Here is a 15,533-nt window from a genome sequence, read left to right on the forward strand (position 1 = left end):
TGATGTCGCAAATCGTCAAATCACAAGTGCGACCCCTTGGAGCAACCGAACTGCTGGCGCTGCTGATGGAAGTTGGCGAGCAGATCACCTCCACGCTCGACCTGGAAGTGTTGATGGTGCGCATTGCGGAGCTTGTCAAGCGCGTCATCGACTACAATGTGTTCGCCATCCTTCTCCTGGATGAAAAGAGCCAGGAATTAAGAATCCGTTCGAACGTCGGCCATCCCGAAGAGCGGATCAGAAGCCTTCGGATCAAAGTAGGGGAAGGAATCGTGGGGCGGGCCGCCCTCGAACGCAAGTCAATCCTTGTGAACGATGTCCAGGCCGAGCCGTCTTACATTCAGTCCATGCCCGGCATCAGGTCCGAACTCGCTGTTCCGCTAACCCTGAAGAACCGCGTGATTGGCGTCATCGACCTGGAAGCGGATACTCCCGATTTCTTTACCGATCAGCACGTCAATCTGCTGGAACTCCTGGCTGGCCGCATGGCCATGGCCATCGAGAACGCCCGGCTCTACCGCCGCAGCGTCCGCCAGGCCCGAACACTGCAATTGCTGAATGAAATCAGCCGCGAACTGAGTTCGGTACTCGTCCTCAACGAGTTGCTTCGCAAAATCGGGACGCTGACCAAGCGCCTGGTGAACTATCACCGATTCAGCATCATGCTGGCCGACGAGCAGGCGAAGACCTTCAACGCCGTGCTGACGCTGCGCCACGACGAAAGCCTCCCGGACAAGACCACGGTCCGTTTTGGCCAGGGCATCGTGGGCGTTGCCGCCAGCTCGCTCGAGCCCGTCGTGGCCAACAACGTGAGCAAGGACCCGCGCTACATTTGCATCTATCCCGACACCCGGGCTGAAATGGCGGTCCCGCTGATCTACCGTGGCCAAGTTATCGGGGTTGTGGACCTCGAAAGCCGTACAGTGAATTCTTTTACCGATGAGCATGTCCGGATTTTTTCCACCCTCGCTCCGCAGATCGCCATTGCGATTGAAAACGCCCGGCTCTATGAGCGCGTGCTGCGAAGCGAGTCGCGGCTCGAGCGCGACCTGAAGCGCGCCCAGGAAATCCAGATGCTCTTGATGCCCGGGACTTCGCCAAACATTGCCGGGCTGGAAATCGATCTGCGGTTCCAGCCGGCGCGGCAACTGGGCGGCGACCTATATGATTTTCTGAATTACGGCAAAGACCGCCACCTGTTGGCTGTGGGCGACGTCAGCGGCAAAGGGGCCCCCGCCGCCCTGTACGGCGCGCTCGCAGGAGGAATTTTGCGAAGCCTGGCGCCGCTGCGGCTTCCCATTCCGGAACTGCTTCGCAAGCTGAATGCCACGCTGCTGGAACGCAGAGTGGAAGGCCACTTCATCACACTCGTCTGCTCGATCTGGGAACCGAAGACAATGACTTTGCGCCTTGCCAACGCCGGCATGCCCCTGCCGCTTTTGATACGCGACGGGCGCTCGCGCCCCATCCATGCCGAAGGAGTTCCGCTGGGTTTGCTGGAGCACACGGAGTATCAGGAAACTTCGCTCCAACTGAAAAAAGATGACCTGCTGGCGTTCTTCTCCGACGGCCTGGTTGAAGCCATGGATCCTGAACTCCAGGAGTTCGGCGGGCGAAGTGTGGCGCGCCTGTTGCGCGAAAACGCCAGGCGGCCGCTGCGGGAAAACATCGAGCTGCTGTTCAACGAGATTGCGCGCTTCGAAGAGGGGCGGCCTCCGCGCGATGACCAGACGCTGGTGGTGGCGCGCGTCCGGTGACGTGACGCGGCGCTTCAATCTTCCCTGCTGGAAATGCAATCTCCGCCGGGGCGTGAATGAAATCCGATAAACCACGATGGAAAACTTCCACTACTTCCAGAACCAATTGCAGTGCGAGGGCGCATCGCTGGCCGAAGTTGCCGAGCGGTTCGGCACGCCCGCTTACGTCTACAGCCGCTCGACCATCGAAGAGAACTTCCGCCAGATCGAGGGCCGGCTGGCCGGAATTCCGAACCTGGTCTGCTACTCGGTGAAGGCCAATTCCAGTCTCAAAATTCTTAACCTGCTTCGGCAGGCCGGCGCGGGTTTTGACATCGTTTCCCGGGGCGAGCTGGCCCGCGTGCTCAAAGTAGAAGCCAACCCGGACACGATTGTGTTCTCCGGAGTGGGTAAAGACGAAACGGAAATTGACGAGGCGCTTGCAGCCGGCATCCTGATGTTCAATGTAGAATCGCCGGGAGAGCTGGAGGCCATAGGGCGTCGCGCACGCCACCTGAAGAAGCAGGCCAACGTTTCGATTCGCGTCAATCCCGATGTCGAGGCGGACACGCATCCTTACATTTCCACCGGACAGTTCATCCACAAGTTCGGCGTACCCAAGGACCAGGCTGTAGACCTCTTCCGGCGCGCCGCCGCCATGCCTGAGCTGCGGCTGCGGGGCATCGCTTGCCACATCGGGTCCCAGATCCTGGATGTCGATCCTTTCGTCAAGGCGCTGGATGAAATCCTGGAGCTTGCGCAGGCGCTCGAACGCGACGGTATCCGGCTGGAGTATCTTGACCTCGGCGGCGGATACGGGATTCGTTACGTGGATGAAAATCCGCTGGAAATCGATCTCCTGACCGCGGAACTCAAGAAAAGAATAAGCGCCACGCCCTATCGGCTCATCCTTGAGCCGGGGCGCGCGCTGGTAGGCAATGCAGGGGCGCTCTTAACGCGCGTTCTTTACATCAAGAACACAGGGAAAAAACATTTTGTGGTGGTTGACGCCGGCATGAATGATCTGATGCGGCCGACGCTCTATGGTTCATTACACCAAATTCTTCCCGTCGAGCGCCGCACGGACAGAACCTTCACGGCGGACGTGGTGGGACCGCTCTGCGAGACGGGAGACTTTCTGGCGCGCGACCGCGAAATACCCTGCCTCGAACCCGGTGATCTGGTCGCTGTGATGACCGCCGGCGCCTACGGTTATGTCCTCTCTTCAAATTACAATTCGCGGCCCCGCCCGCCTGAGGTCATGGTCTCCGGCAGCGAAGTCGAATTGATTCGTCCCCGTGAAAAGCTGGAAGACTTGATGGCCGGAGAAGTTCTCTGATAATGATATTGGAGAATCCAACCACCCTTGAGAATTCATTCCGACTGAGACAGTCTAGTCCGTGGGTCTATCGGTCGGGGCAGACGCGGCGCAATGGTCGGAAAGGGAATGGAAGCGAGGAGAATTAGTCGATGTCTACCGATGCATACGACGGTCTGAAGGCCGTGCAGGTCCAGCTTTCCAGGCTTTTCGGATCGGTATCAAAGGAGGCAAGCATTCGAAAGCGAACGACCGCTCAATGGCGGAGGAGCTTCAAGGCTGTATTGCGCGAGATCGATCGCTATGTCGCTGCAAATGTCGATACTGACGAAATCCACCGACTCATGCTCTCGTCGGGGCTTGCTGCGGCCGCCGAGTCTCTGAAGCAGGAAGATTTTTGGCCCGGCTACGTCGAGGGCATCACACGTCTTGCGTTGACATTATTAGGAGACTACCCAGACCACAGGAGACGGAAGCCAGGCCGCAAACCTGAAGGCTACTACAGGCTCAACCTCGCCCGCTCAGTACTGTGGGTCCAGACGCCAGAGCAGCGATTTCGCACCCTTATTGATGCAGGAAGTTTCGGATATCCGGAGTTGTCGGCCCGCCCGCTCGATCTTCTGCGCGAGTTTAGAAGGCGGTTTGGCGCGAAGCCGGATCACAAGGACTTTCTTGAGTGGTACCGGGCGAACTTTCCGCAGGATTATGTTGCCATTTTTCGCTAGCTCGTAAACTCGTGAACTTCCGCTCGAAATATTAATTTTTATAGGTACCCGTCTCACCGCTCTCCCCACTTGAGCTTCTGGCGAAGGACATCATAGTAGTTTCGATGGGGCGGCTGGATCAGCTCGACGAAGGAATCGGACTTTCGGACCCGGATGATGTCCTCGCTGTGCGTGGCGATGCCCACCTGGCCGTCCACCGTGAGATAAGCTGCTTCGCGCTCGCTCTTCACCACGATCTCGATGGTGGCGGAATCGCGGAGCACAAGCGGGCGATTGGTAAGGGTATGCGCGCAGATGGGAGTGATCATAAAGGCTTCCACGAAAGGTGATACAACAGGCCCGCCGGCCGCCAGCGAGTAGGCCGTCGAGCCCGTCGGCGTGGCAACGATCAGTCCATCGGATTTATAGTTCGAAATGAACTCGCCGTCGGCATAAACCTCAAAGTCCTGAATGCGCGCAATGGCTCCTTTGTTGAGGACCACGTCGTTCAGCGCCCGGAAACTGGAGAGGACTTCATCGGCGCGGACCAACTCACCCTCAATCTGAACGCGCCGCTCAGATCGATAATTCCCGGACAGCACACCCTCCAGCGCCGGGTAAAGCTCATCGCGCGTGATCACAGTCAGAAAACCCAGGTCGCCCAGGTTGACGGCAAAAATGGGAACTTCGCGCCGGTAGAGAGCGCGGGCCGCTGCCAGCAGCGTTCCGTCGCCTCCCAGCACAACCAGCAGATCAACCTTCCCTGGAAGCTCATTCCGCGTGAGGCACTTTTCCGAACTCTCCAGGATAGCGCCTGTCTCCTTATCGATGGAAACTTCAATATCGCGCTCGCGAAGCCACTCCACCAGTTGAGGAACGATCTCACGTATCTCCGCCTTCCTGGGTTTTGAAACAATTCCGATCTTCTTGATCGTCATAAGAGCACTGGATTCATTGCGGATTGATCGACGGCCGCTGCCGCGGGCCATCGTTGATAAACTATTCTAGACATTTTTCGGCCAAATAGCATGCAGGAAAAATTCCCGGTTTCCGGCAGCGCCCGGCAAGACGCTTTCAACGCGGCCCATTTCCTTGAATCCCAAATCAGCGGTTTTCTGCGCGACCTTTAGAACGGCTTCCTCGTGCAGCTCGGGATCGCGCACCACGCCGCCCTTGCCCACCTGGTCCGGGCCCACTTCAAATTGCGGTTTGACCAACACCAGCAGCTCGGCACCCTGCTCAAGCAGGGGAGCAAGGACAGGAAGAATCAGCGTAGAGGAAATGAATGAAACATCCATGGTAACCAGCGCCACGAGCGCGCCGATCTGGTCGAAGTCCAGATAACGGGCGTTGGTTTTCTCCATCACCGTTACACGCAGATCGTGCCGCAATTTCCAGTCTAGCTGATGGGTCCCTGCGTCCACAGCGAAGACCCTGGCAGCCCCACGCTGAAGCAGGCAGTCAGTAAAGCCGCCGGTGGACGCGCCAATGTCCAGACAGGTCTTGCCCGTAGGATTGATGCCGAAGTGGTCGAGAGCAGCTTCAAGCTTCACTCCCGCCCGGCTGACGTAACGGAGCGTTTCACCCAGCAGGCGCAGCCCGGCTTCCAGGCTGACCATTGTTCCGCATTTCTCAATCTTCTGTTCATCCACCATCACCTGGCCGGCAAGGACCATCGCCTGGGCCTTCTGGCGGGACTCGGCAAGCCCACGCTCCACCAGAAGCCGGTCAAGCCGGATTTTTCGTGGCGAATGATGATTCATTGTTCAAAAGCTTAACGTCTGTTGCCTCGGAATGAAAGGCCGAGGGCGATTCCGGTAAATTGGGGAAGTAAAAACTCTCGCGAGATGATCCTATGCACTTTCCGGGTACCTTGCAGGAAAGTTTTGCGGTAAGATCGCTAGCGCAAAATATCGATCAGGACTTTTGGGCTTTTCGTCCCCGACGGGGACGTAACGGGCACGTCAATTTATCAACCGGCGGGGAAAGAGAGGGAGGAAGTCTATGCGTGAAGCTTGGATGACGAGACGCGATTATCTGAAGCTCATGGGAGCCGGAAGTGCAGCGGTGGCCGCGGGGGCAGCGGCTGCGTGTAATTCAGGAGTGAGGCCTGCGTCCGAAAACGGACAGGCCGAAGGCGCAGGCGAGCCTGCCTCGGTAGTCGCAGATCGAGAGCGCCGCATGAAGTGGTGGCACGAGGCCAGGTTCGGCATGTTTATTCACTGGGGTCTTTACAGCGTGATCGGCCAGCACGAATGGGCCATGGAAAAGGAAGGCATTCCGATCCCTCAGTATCAGTTGCTGGCACAACACTTCACCCCCAGGCCCAACGCCGCTCGCGACTGGGCGAAGCTGGCCCGCCGGGCCGGGCAGAAATACATGGTGATGACCACCAAGCATCACGAAGGGTTCTGTCTGTTCGATACCAAGCTTACTGACTACTGTGCTCCCAAACAGGCATGCGGGCGTGACCTGGTGAAGGAATACGTCGAGGCCGCCCGCGCCGAGGGATTGCGCGTGGGCTTCTATTATTCGCTGATGGACTGGCACCATCCAGACGGCGCTCGCTGCGCAAACAATGAGGCCGCGCGCCAGCGCTTTGTGACTTACACTCACGGCCTCATTCGCGAACTGATGACGAACTACGGCAAGATTGACATTCTCTGGTACGACGTTGACTGGCCGCTGACGCCTGCTCAATGGGAATCCAAAAAGATGAATGACATGGTGTTCAAGCTGCAACCGGACATCATCGTAAACAATCGCAATGGACTCCACGGAGATTTTTCCACCCCCGAGCAGCACATCCAGGCGTCAGAAAAAGGCCGGGCCTGGGAAACCTGCATGACCATGAACGACAGTTGGGGCTACCAGAAGGCTGACGATGATTTCAAATCCGCCAGGACCATCGTGCGCAACCTCGTCACCTGCGCCAATGGCGGAGGGAATTACCTGCTGAACATCGGCCCCAAGCCGGACGGCTCAGTGCCAGAGGAAGAAATCTCCACGCTCGAGGCAGTGGGCAAATGGATGGATAAGAACGGCCCCACCATCTATCAAGCTGAGCGCTGCGAAGCGCGCGCGACAACCAACGCGAATTTTACGCGAAAGGGAAACACACTGTACATCCACGTCCATTTCTGGCCGGGTGATACGCCGGCGGGGAACTGGCTCTCGTTCTTTCAGCCGCAGTCGGCGGTGGCCGTTGGAGGATTGCGGGCCAAGGTAAAATCGGCCCGGCTGTTCGCCTCAGGCAAAAAGGTAAACTTCCGGCAGGATGATATTTCGGTCCAGTTCACGGGGCTGCCGGTTAAAGCTCCTGACGACCCCGTAACCGTGATTGAGGCGGAGTGCGAGTCGGAACCGACAGTGGATGGCCTCTACGTACGTGAAAATCGAAAGCGCTACAACGTCGGAGTCTGACCCGTTGTAACTTCACCGTTAGGCCAGGATTCGATGAAGCGAGCTTGGCCGCCAGGAGCGCAGTTCCTGGACCAGGCTCTTCCGGACAGGTCTGAACGTCGATCACAGGTTGAACAGAATTTTGAGGCTGCTGTCGGGGTCGTGCATCTTGCGGAGGCCTTCTTCAATCTCTCTGAGAGGCAGGCGGTCCGTAACCACGCTCTTGACGTCGATGGCGCAGCGTTCGAGCAGCGAGATGGCCACCAGAAAATCCTTCGGGGTGTAAACACGCGCGCCGGAGGTGCGAATCTCCTTGAAAACCAGGCTGAGCACATCCAATTCCGGCGGCAGCTTGGGAAGTCCGACGAAGGTGATGTGGCCGCGCACCTTGCAGGACTGAATGGCGTCGTGGTAAGCAGCTTTTGCGCCCGTCGCTTCGAACACATGGTCGGCAAAGCTTTCGCCGGTCAGCCGCCGAACCGCCTCAAGGGGCTTTGTCTCTAGCGGATTGACGACGGCAAATCCCATTCGTTCCGCCAGGTTCCGCCGGAACGGTTTCGCCTCTGACACCAGCACCCTCCGCGCGCCGACAGCCCTTAGCACCTGGGCAATCAGGTTTCCAATGGGGCCTGCGCCTGTAACGAGTGCGGTGTCACCCGCGGTGAACCCGGAGGTCCGCACCACGTGGACCGCCACGGAAAGCGGCTCGACCAACGCTGCCTGTTCATCGTCAACGCCAGGTGGCACAGGGATCAACTGCTCTGGGGCCGCTTTCACGTATTCCGCAAATCCGCCGTCGGTGTCGATCCCGATCAGGCCAAGCTTCTCGCAGACGTGGGCATTGCCTTCGCGGCAGGGAGCGCAGCGGCCGCAGGAAATCAGGGGAAACACTGCCACACGGTCCCCTTCTTTGACTTTGGAATCGTCAGCGGCGCGTGTCTCGGCTACCGTGCCAAAAATTTCGTGGCCCAGCACCCGCGGAGGCGCCACCCTCGGGTGCTTACCGGCGTGGATCATCATGTCCGTACCGCAAATGCCTGCATAGCGCACCTTTACGAGCACTTCACCAGCGCCCGGTTCAGGTTTTGGCCATTCCTGCAACTTCAGTTTTTCGACTCCGCTGTAAACACCTGCTTGCATCAGAACTGTCCTTCCATCAAGAACCCGCCGTCGGACTCAATACCTCGGAGCGGCCGGAGCCCGCCTCTCGTCTATCCGCAACAAAACGGTCATGAAATATGTTATTTCCAGTCGCGCGCAAACACAACTCGATTAAGGCGCGCACTGCGGCCCGGGTGACTGACGAAAAAGGTGTGCCCCGCTAAAAATTCAGCCGGACGCTCCAGTGTAATAGAATCTTTTATAGAGCGTTTTCCTGGCGGGGCGCTTCAAATGCTATGAGGAGGAAATTATGGCCACACAGACAAAGCATGAAAGCAGCTCGCCGCGGACGGTTTCAACCGAGCCACTCTCCTCCGAAGAGCTCCGCAAGATGAACGCCTATTGGCGTGCTGCCAATTACCTTTCGGTCGGGCAAATCTATCTTTACGATAATCCCTTGCTGCGCGAGCCGCTCAAGCCGGAACACGTGAAGCCGCGCCTGCTGGGGCACTGGGGCACCACGCCCGGATTGAATTTTATTTACGTCCACTTCAATCGAATCATCAAGAAGTTCGGCCTGAACGTCATCTACATCACCGGGCCCGGGCATGGCGGACCGGGGCTGGTGGCAAACACCTATCTGGAAGGGACCTACAGCGAAATCTATACCAACATCCCGCAGAACGCCCAGGGTATGAAGCGGCTTTTTAAGCAGTTTTCGTTTCCAGGAGGCATTCCCAGCCACGTGGCTCCTGAAACGCCGGGTTCGATCCACGAAGGCGGTGAACTCGGCTATTCAATAGCCCATGCCTATGGCGCCGCATTCGACAACCCGGATTTACTGGTTTGCTGCGTGGTCGGCGACGGCGAGGCGGAGACAGGGCCGCTGGCCGCAAGCTGGCATTCCAACAAGTTTCTGAACCCGGCGCGGGACGGCGCCGTCCTCCCCATACTTCATTTGAACGGCTACAAGATCAACAATCCTACCGTCCTTGGCCGCATGAGCGATGAGGAATTGGTGGCCCTGTTCAGGGGGTACGGTCACAAGCCCTACTTTGTTGAGGGTGACCAGCCTGAAGCCATGCACCAGCAAATGGCCGGAACCTTGGACGCAATCGTGAACGAGATCCAGCAAATCCAGCAAACCGCGCGAGGCGAGGCAGGAAAGCTCCTGCCATTCTGGCCGATGATCATCCTGCGATCGCCCAAAGGCTGGACGGGTCCCAAGGTTGTGGATGGGCAACAGGTGGAGGGCACTTGGCGGGCGCACCAGGTCCCACTGGCCGAGATAGCCACTAATCCCGAGCACCTGGCAATGCTCGAACAATGGATGAAAAACTACAAGCCTGACGAACTTTTCGACGAGGATGGACGGTTCATCCCCGAGCTGGCAGAGCTGGCGCCAAAGGGCGACCGGCGAATGGGCGCCAACCCACACGCCAATGGCGGTTTGCTGCTCAAGGACCTTGCGATACCGGATTTCCGCGACTACGCAATTCCCGTACCCTCGCCTGGAAAGTCGGTGGCGGAAGCCACCCGGGAGATGGGCAAGTTCCTTCGCGACGTAATGAGGCTCAACGAGGAATCAAGGAATTTCCGCGTGATGGGCCCCGACGAAACAAATTCCAATCGACTGACCGCGCTGTTCGAGGCGACGGGCAAGACCTTCATGCAGGAGATATTGCCCACCGACGATCATCTCTCACCGAGGGGGCGCGTGATGGAAGTCCTGAGCGAACACATGTGCCAGGGGTGGCTGGAGGGCTATTTGCTCACCGGCCGTCACGGGTTCTTCTCCTGCTACGAAGCCTTTATCCACATTGTGGATTCCATGTTCAACCAGCACGCAAAGTGGCTGAAGGTGACGCGGATACTCCCCTGGCGGCGGCGCATCGCCTCGCTCAACTATCTGCTGACCTCGCACGTGTGGCGGCAGGACCACAACGGTTTCTCTCACCAGGACCCGGGTTTCATCGACCATGTGGTCAACAAGAAAGCGGACATCGTCCGGGTCTACCTGCCGCCCGATGCCAACTCCCTGCTTTCCGTAACCGACCACTGCCTGCGCAGCCGCCATTACGTGAATGTAATTGTGGTCGGCAAGCAGCCCGCATTGCAGTGGCTCGACATGGATGCAGCCGTGAAGCACTGCACGGCGGGCATCGGCATCTGGAGCTGGGCCAGCAATGACCAGGGCGATGAGCCCGATGTCGTGATGGCGTGCTGCGGCGACGTGCCGACCCTGGAGACGCTCGCGGCAGTGGACATTCTGCGGCACGCCTTTGAAGACATCAAGATTCGGCTGATCAACGTCGTGGATCTGATGACGCTTCAGCCCTCGAGCGAGCATCCCCACGGCCTGAGCGATCGCGACTTCGACATTCTCTTCACCACCGACAAGCCCATCATCTTTAATTTCCACGGCTACCCCTCGCTGATTCACCGCCTGACCTACCGCCGTACCAATCACAGCAACCTTCATGTGCGCGGCTACAAGGAGGAAGGCACCACAACCACGCACTTTGACATGGCGGTGCTGAATGACATCGATCGCTTCCACCTGGCGGGCGATGTAGTGGACCGCGTGCCCCGCCTGGCCCGAATCGGGGCCCATTTCAAGCAGGCGTTGCGGGATAAGCTGATCGAACACAAGAACTACATCGGGATTTACGGCCAGGATATGCCTGAGATCAGAAACTGGAAGTGGCCTTATTGAGCTTCCGCTGCCCTCGATCGAGATCATGGAGGAACCGCTCCCTTGGGGAGCAGCTCTCCTCCCAAGGCTTGTTGTAGCGCCGGGCTTCAGCCCGGCATTTCGGGAGCCGCAAAGGTTCGCAAAAAAATCGATAAGTTCCGCCCCTGTTGCTTTGCGCCTGGCGGCTTTACGGGAGGCCGCCGTTCTTGAGGCGCCGATAGCTCTCGCTTCTGCATCCATATTAGACTGGTGAATTACCCATGTCCGGGTATTCAAACTCATATGAGCGACCACCGCGGGCAACTGATCCTCTTCATCCTCTTTCGCATGTCGCGCAGCGTCGCGGCCGGAATGATTACGATTGCCTTTCCCTACCTGGTGCTGACCAACCGGCATTACAGTCCCCTGCAACTCGGGCTTCTTTATACTTCGGCCGCACTTGCGACAGCGGCGCTGGGCCTGCTCTTCGGATTTCTGACGGACATCTGGGGGAGAGTGAAAACACTTTTTCTGGTGGGCTTGCTGCTTCCGGTTAGCTCTACCATCGTGTTCCTTTCACACGGCCTGCTCCCTCTATTCGTCGCCACCACTCTGGGAGGCTATTCGGCTACGGGATCGCTGATGGAGGGCGGCGTTGGGGGGGCCGCCCAGCCCATCCAGACCGCCGTCATCACCGGCCTGACGACTTCCGATAACCGGACCCTCTGGTTTTCGATTCTGACTTTTCTGAGCGGCATGTTCGGGTCGCTCGGAGCCCTGCTGGCCAGGCATGGCCATGTCCGAAATGTGTTTCTCTACGCCACGCTGATCTCTGGCTCGGGGCTGGTGTTCATTGCCTTCATTAAGCCCGTCGAAGTGCGGGGCAACCTGAGGCGGCTTCACAGCAAGGTCGTGATTGGCAAGTTCACCATCACTGGTATTCTGAATGGATTCACACAGGGTCTGGTGGTCCCGTTCCTCATCCCTTTCTTCGTGATTGTTTATCGCGTTCCGAAATCGGAGATGGCAGTTTACGCGTTTGCCAGTGGGACGCTGGCGTCGTTCGCGCTCCTGGCAGCGCCGCGCCTCGAGCGGACGCTGGGCTTCGTCAAGAGTATTGCCGTCACGCGCGGCATGGGATCGGCATTGCTGCTGTTCCTGCCCTTCTGGCACGTTTATGTTTTCGCGATGGCCGTTTATCTGGTGACTCCTGCGCTGCGCGTGATGGCCCTGCCGGTGCAGCGCACCGCTTTCACCGAGATGGTCAAGTACGACGAACTGGGCCGCGCCCTGGGGATCAACCAGGTAGCGCGGCTGGGGGCTTCTTCGGGAGGAATCTCGCTCACTGGTTATCTTTTCAACGTTTCTGAGATTGCGGCCCCTTTTTGCCTCTACGCTGTGATCATGGCTGCGAACATCTATCTCTATTTCCGGTTCTTCCATAACGGCCAGCCAGCAGCTCCTGAAAGCCCGTGAGTAGAAGCTGACGCCGCTTATTCGGAATCACCCGAATGGCGCCATCTGTCGCGCTCCCAACCTCCCAGGCGCCGCGTTACTCACGCTCCACAATCCAGCGCCGTGGGTCTCGCTCAATGTTAAGCTATGCATAACATGCGAAAAGGCCCGAGTCAGCACGAGGTGTTGGAAATTTTCCGCAAGCAGCCGGCGAGAACTTTCCGCATTCGCGAGCTGGTGCGCGAACTCGGCCTGCGCTCGAGCCAGGCCCATGAACTGAGGCAAGTGCTGAACGATCTTTCCAAGCGCCAGAAAATCCGTGAATCAAAGAAAAGCCATTTCATGCTGTCGCCAAACCCTCACCCCGGCAAGGCATCTGATCGGCGCGCGTGGCGCAAAGGCGAGGAATTGAATTCACCTATGGCCGCCAGGCACAAAGGCCCCCGCGAGCAACCGGCGGCTCCGCCAGCCGCGAAACCGGCCGCCAGCAATATTGTTTCGGGGCGCCTGGTGGGGCACCGCGACGGCTACGGATTCGTAGTGCCGGACAAGCCGCTTGAAGGCACCGATCAGGACATCTTCATTCCGCCGGGCGCCATGGGAACGGCGCTGCACGGCGACCGGGTAGAAGTCCAGGTGGTGCGGTCGAGGCCGGATGGACGCACTCTTTTTTCACGCGGCGCGCCGTCCAGCAATCGGGTTGAAGGGCGCATCCTGCGGGTGGCCGAGCGTGCCCAGAGGACTGTGGTGGGCGAATTCCGCATCAGAGAACGGTCCAACTTTGTGGTTCCGTTCGAGCGCCGCATCCCCCATGAAATCCTTATTCCGCCGGGCTACCAGTGGCCGCCGGACGGACCGGCCCGCCATCGGCAATTCGGCGGCGAATCCGAAGGCAAGCGAGGGCGGGGAGCGAAACAAAAATCCTCCAGCCGCGAGTTGGACGGCCTGATTGTGGATGTGGAACTCACTGAGTTTCCCCGGCCCGGCGTCCAGCCGCAGGGCCGCGTCATCGAAATCCTCGGCAGGCGGGACGAGTTCGGAGTGGACGTGGAAGTCATGGTCCGCAAGCACCACCTCCCGCATCGGTTTCCGGAGGAAGTGCTGGCGGAAGCGGAAAATGCGCCTCAATTCATTTCGGAGAGCGAACATATCGACCGGCGCGATTTCCGCTCGCTGCCCATCGTGACCATTGACGGCGAAACCGCGAAAGATTTCGACGACGCCGTTTACGTCGAGCGGCTCAGGAACGGGCATTATCTGCTTCAGGTTCACATTGCTGACGTCGCGCATTATGTCCAGCCGGCGACGGCCCTCGACCGCGAGGCGCGCCTGCGGGGCAACTCAGTCTATTTCCCGGATCGCGCCGTGCCCATGCTGCCACTCGAGCTTTCAAATGGCATCTGCAGTCTGAACCCTTACGTTGACCGGCTTGTGATGTCCGCGCTGATGGAAATCGACCATCGGGGCAATACGGTTCGATACGAAATCACGCCGGGAACCGTCCACAGCGCGGAGCGCATGACCTACACTGCGGTGCGAGACATCCTGGCCGGCGAGCCGGGCGCCTGCCAAAAGTATCAGGCGCTGGTCCCCAATTTCAAGCTGATGGAGGAGCTTGCCCAAGTCCTCATCCAGCACCGCCACGAGCGCGGCTCCATCGATTTTGATCTCCCGGAACCGGAAATTATGTTTGACGAGGCAGGGCACATGGTGGGCGTCACGCGCTCGGAGCGCAACATCGCGCACCGCCTAATCGAAGAATTCATGCTGGCGGCCAACGAAACCGTAGCGGGCTATCTGGAGCGCAAAGGCGCGCCTTCGCTCTATCGCGTGCACGAAAAGCCCGACCCGAAAAAGGTCCTGGAATTCGAGGAAATTGCCTCGACTTTCGGATATTCGCTCGGCATCAAATTGCCGGCGCGGCAAAGCCTGCGCATCCACGGCAGAGTTGAGCGCGACCAGGACCGGAGGCTGCATGAACAACTTGAAAAAATTGACCTCGAAATCTCTCCGCGGCATTACCAGCGATTAACCGGGCGCATCGAAGGCAAGCCCGAGGAGCGCATTCTTTCCTACCTCATGCTGCGCTCGCTCAAACAGGCCCGCTATTCGGAGGAAAATCTCGGCCACTTCGCCCTGGCGGCGGCAACTTATACTCACTTCACCTCACCCATCCGGCGTTATCCGGACCTGATGGTACACCGTGTCCTGAAACAGGTCCTTCACCAGGAGAAGCAGGGTTACGCCCGGGGAAAACTTGCTCCTGGCGGACCGGATCCCAACGACGCCGTGGGTAATCAGCCGGCCTCGAAGTCGAGCACGGCGGGACATCCGGCGCCCGTCAGCCCCGGTGAACTGCGGGCTGCGGCCATTGAAAGCTCCGAGGCTGAGCGCCGCGCGCAGGATGCTGAACGCGAACTAATTAACCTGAAGAAGGTCGCATTCATGGCCCAGCATGTTGGCGACGAATTCGACGCTCTGCTCATCTCGCTTACCAAGCACGGGTTCTTCGTGGAACTCGTTGACCTGTTCGTGGAAGGCTTCGTTTCGCTCGAAAGCCTGGAGGATGATCGTTACGTTTATCGCGAGAGCTTGCGCGCCGCTGTGGGACGCCACAGCAACAAGACCTACCGGCTGGGTGACAGAATTCGCGTACGCCTGGACCGTGTGGACGCCATCGAGAACCGAATGGATTTTTCGGTGGTGGCTGAGTAGCGGGAGTCGTTTGGCTCTCAGCGCGGCCTGGCGGATGCGCCGCTTGTGCCGAACGTAAATCACTGACTTCTGACTTCTGGCTCCTGCCTTCCAGCCTCTGCCGCCCGAATATGCTTGACAAACACTGGCCTAGTATGATAGCCTTCCTTCTTTGAGTGTTTGCAAGCCACGAGTTTTCCGCGACTAAAAGAGGCAAAATGGGACAAAAAACACGTTTTTTGAAAAACAAACCGGAGAAGTCACTGAAAACAAACAGGAATTTCCAAAAAACAAACCGGAACAAAGCTAAAAACAAAGCGGAGAAGTTGTTGAAGACACGTGCCTGTGGGAAAAACGAACCGGAACAAACCGGAAAACGAAGCTACCGATCTTGTTGAAAATAAAGAAGAGCTAAAAAACGGTTCGAAAACGAACCGAAGCAAACCTTG

General features: G+C 58.4%; 10 protein-coding genes. 7 read left to right on the plus strand and 3 right to left on the minus strand.

Annotation, left to right across the window (positions count from 1 at the left end):
- Positions 1-2 precede the first annotated feature (2 nt).
- From VFQ24_15555 to VFQ24_15565, 3 genes are all read left to right on the plus strand, one after another.
- The gene (locus VFQ24_15555) at positions 3-1,757 is read left to right on the plus strand and encodes a SpoIIE family protein phosphatase (protein ID HET9179771.1); all 1,755 of its coding nucleotides are present in this window, start codon (positions 3-5) and stop codon (positions 1,755-1,757) included.
- Between the two features lie 76 nt (positions 1,758-1,833).
- Positions 1,834-3,075 carry a diaminopimelate decarboxylase gene (gene lysA, locus VFQ24_15560; GenBank protein ID HET9179772.1) on the plus strand — a complete coding sequence of 414 codons (1,242 nt, stop codon included), beginning with the start codon at positions 1,834-1,836 and terminating at the stop codon, positions 3,073-3,075.
- Positions 3,076-3,206: 131 nt separating this feature from the next.
- Positions 3,207-3,779: a hypothetical protein gene (locus tag VFQ24_15565; protein HET9179773.1), complete on the plus strand. Its 573-nt coding sequence runs from the start codon at positions 3,207-3,209 to the stop codon at positions 3,777-3,779.
- A gap of 53 nt (positions 3,780-3,832) precedes the next feature.
- Here VFQ24_15565 and VFQ24_15570 read toward each other — a convergent pair whose 3' ends face one another.
- Positions 3,833-4,696 (minus strand): NAD(+)/NADH kinase, encoded by an 864-nt coding sequence (locus VFQ24_15570; GenBank protein HET9179774.1) that lies wholly within the window; start codon positions 4,694-4,696, stop codon positions 3,833-3,835.
- A gap of 66 nt (positions 4,697-4,762) precedes the next feature.
- A complete protein-coding gene (locus VFQ24_15575) occupies positions 4,763-5,521 on the minus strand; it encodes a TlyA family RNA methyltransferase (GenBank protein HET9179775.1) in 759 nt (252 codons plus the stop codon).
- Between the two features lie 241 nt (positions 5,522-5,762).
- On the opposite strand from VFQ24_15575, the gene VFQ24_15580 reads away from it, so the two are divergent.
- Complete coding sequence (locus VFQ24_15580; protein HET9179776.1) at positions 5,763-7,181, plus strand: alpha-L-fucosidase; 1,419 nt, start codon at positions 5,763-5,765, stop codon at positions 7,179-7,181.
- 102 nt (positions 7,182-7,283) lie between these two features.
- On the opposite strand, the gene VFQ24_15585 is transcribed toward VFQ24_15580, so the two are convergent.
- A complete protein-coding gene (locus VFQ24_15585; GenBank protein HET9179777.1) occupies positions 7,284-8,300 on the minus strand; it encodes an alcohol dehydrogenase catalytic domain-containing protein in 1,017 nt (338 codons plus the stop codon).
- Positions 8,301-8,571: 271 nt separating this feature from the next.
- On the opposite strand from VFQ24_15585, the gene VFQ24_15590 reads away from it, so the two are divergent.
- The 3 genes from VFQ24_15590 (at position 8,572) to VFQ24_15600 (ending at position 15,105) form a co-directional block, all read left to right on the plus strand.
- Entirely contained in the window at positions 8,572-10,977 is a 2,406-nt protein-coding gene (locus VFQ24_15590; GenBank protein ID HET9179778.1) for a phosphoketolase family protein, read from the plus strand.
- 261 nt (positions 10,978-11,238) lie between these two features.
- Entirely contained in the window at positions 11,239-12,411 is a 1,173-nt protein-coding gene (locus tag VFQ24_15595; GenBank protein HET9179779.1) for an MFS transporter, read from the plus strand.
- Between the two features lie 135 nt (positions 12,412-12,546).
- Positions 12,547-15,105: a VacB/RNase II family 3'-5' exoribonuclease gene (locus VFQ24_15600; protein ID HET9179780.1), complete on the plus strand. Its 2,559-nt coding sequence runs from the start codon at positions 12,547-12,549 to the stop codon at positions 15,103-15,105.
- Positions 15,106-15,533: the final 428 nt, after the last annotated feature.

Source organism: Terriglobia bacterium, assembly GCA_035712365.1.
Lineage (GTDB): Bacteria > Acidobacteriota > Terriglobia > UBA7540 > UBA7540 > SCRD01.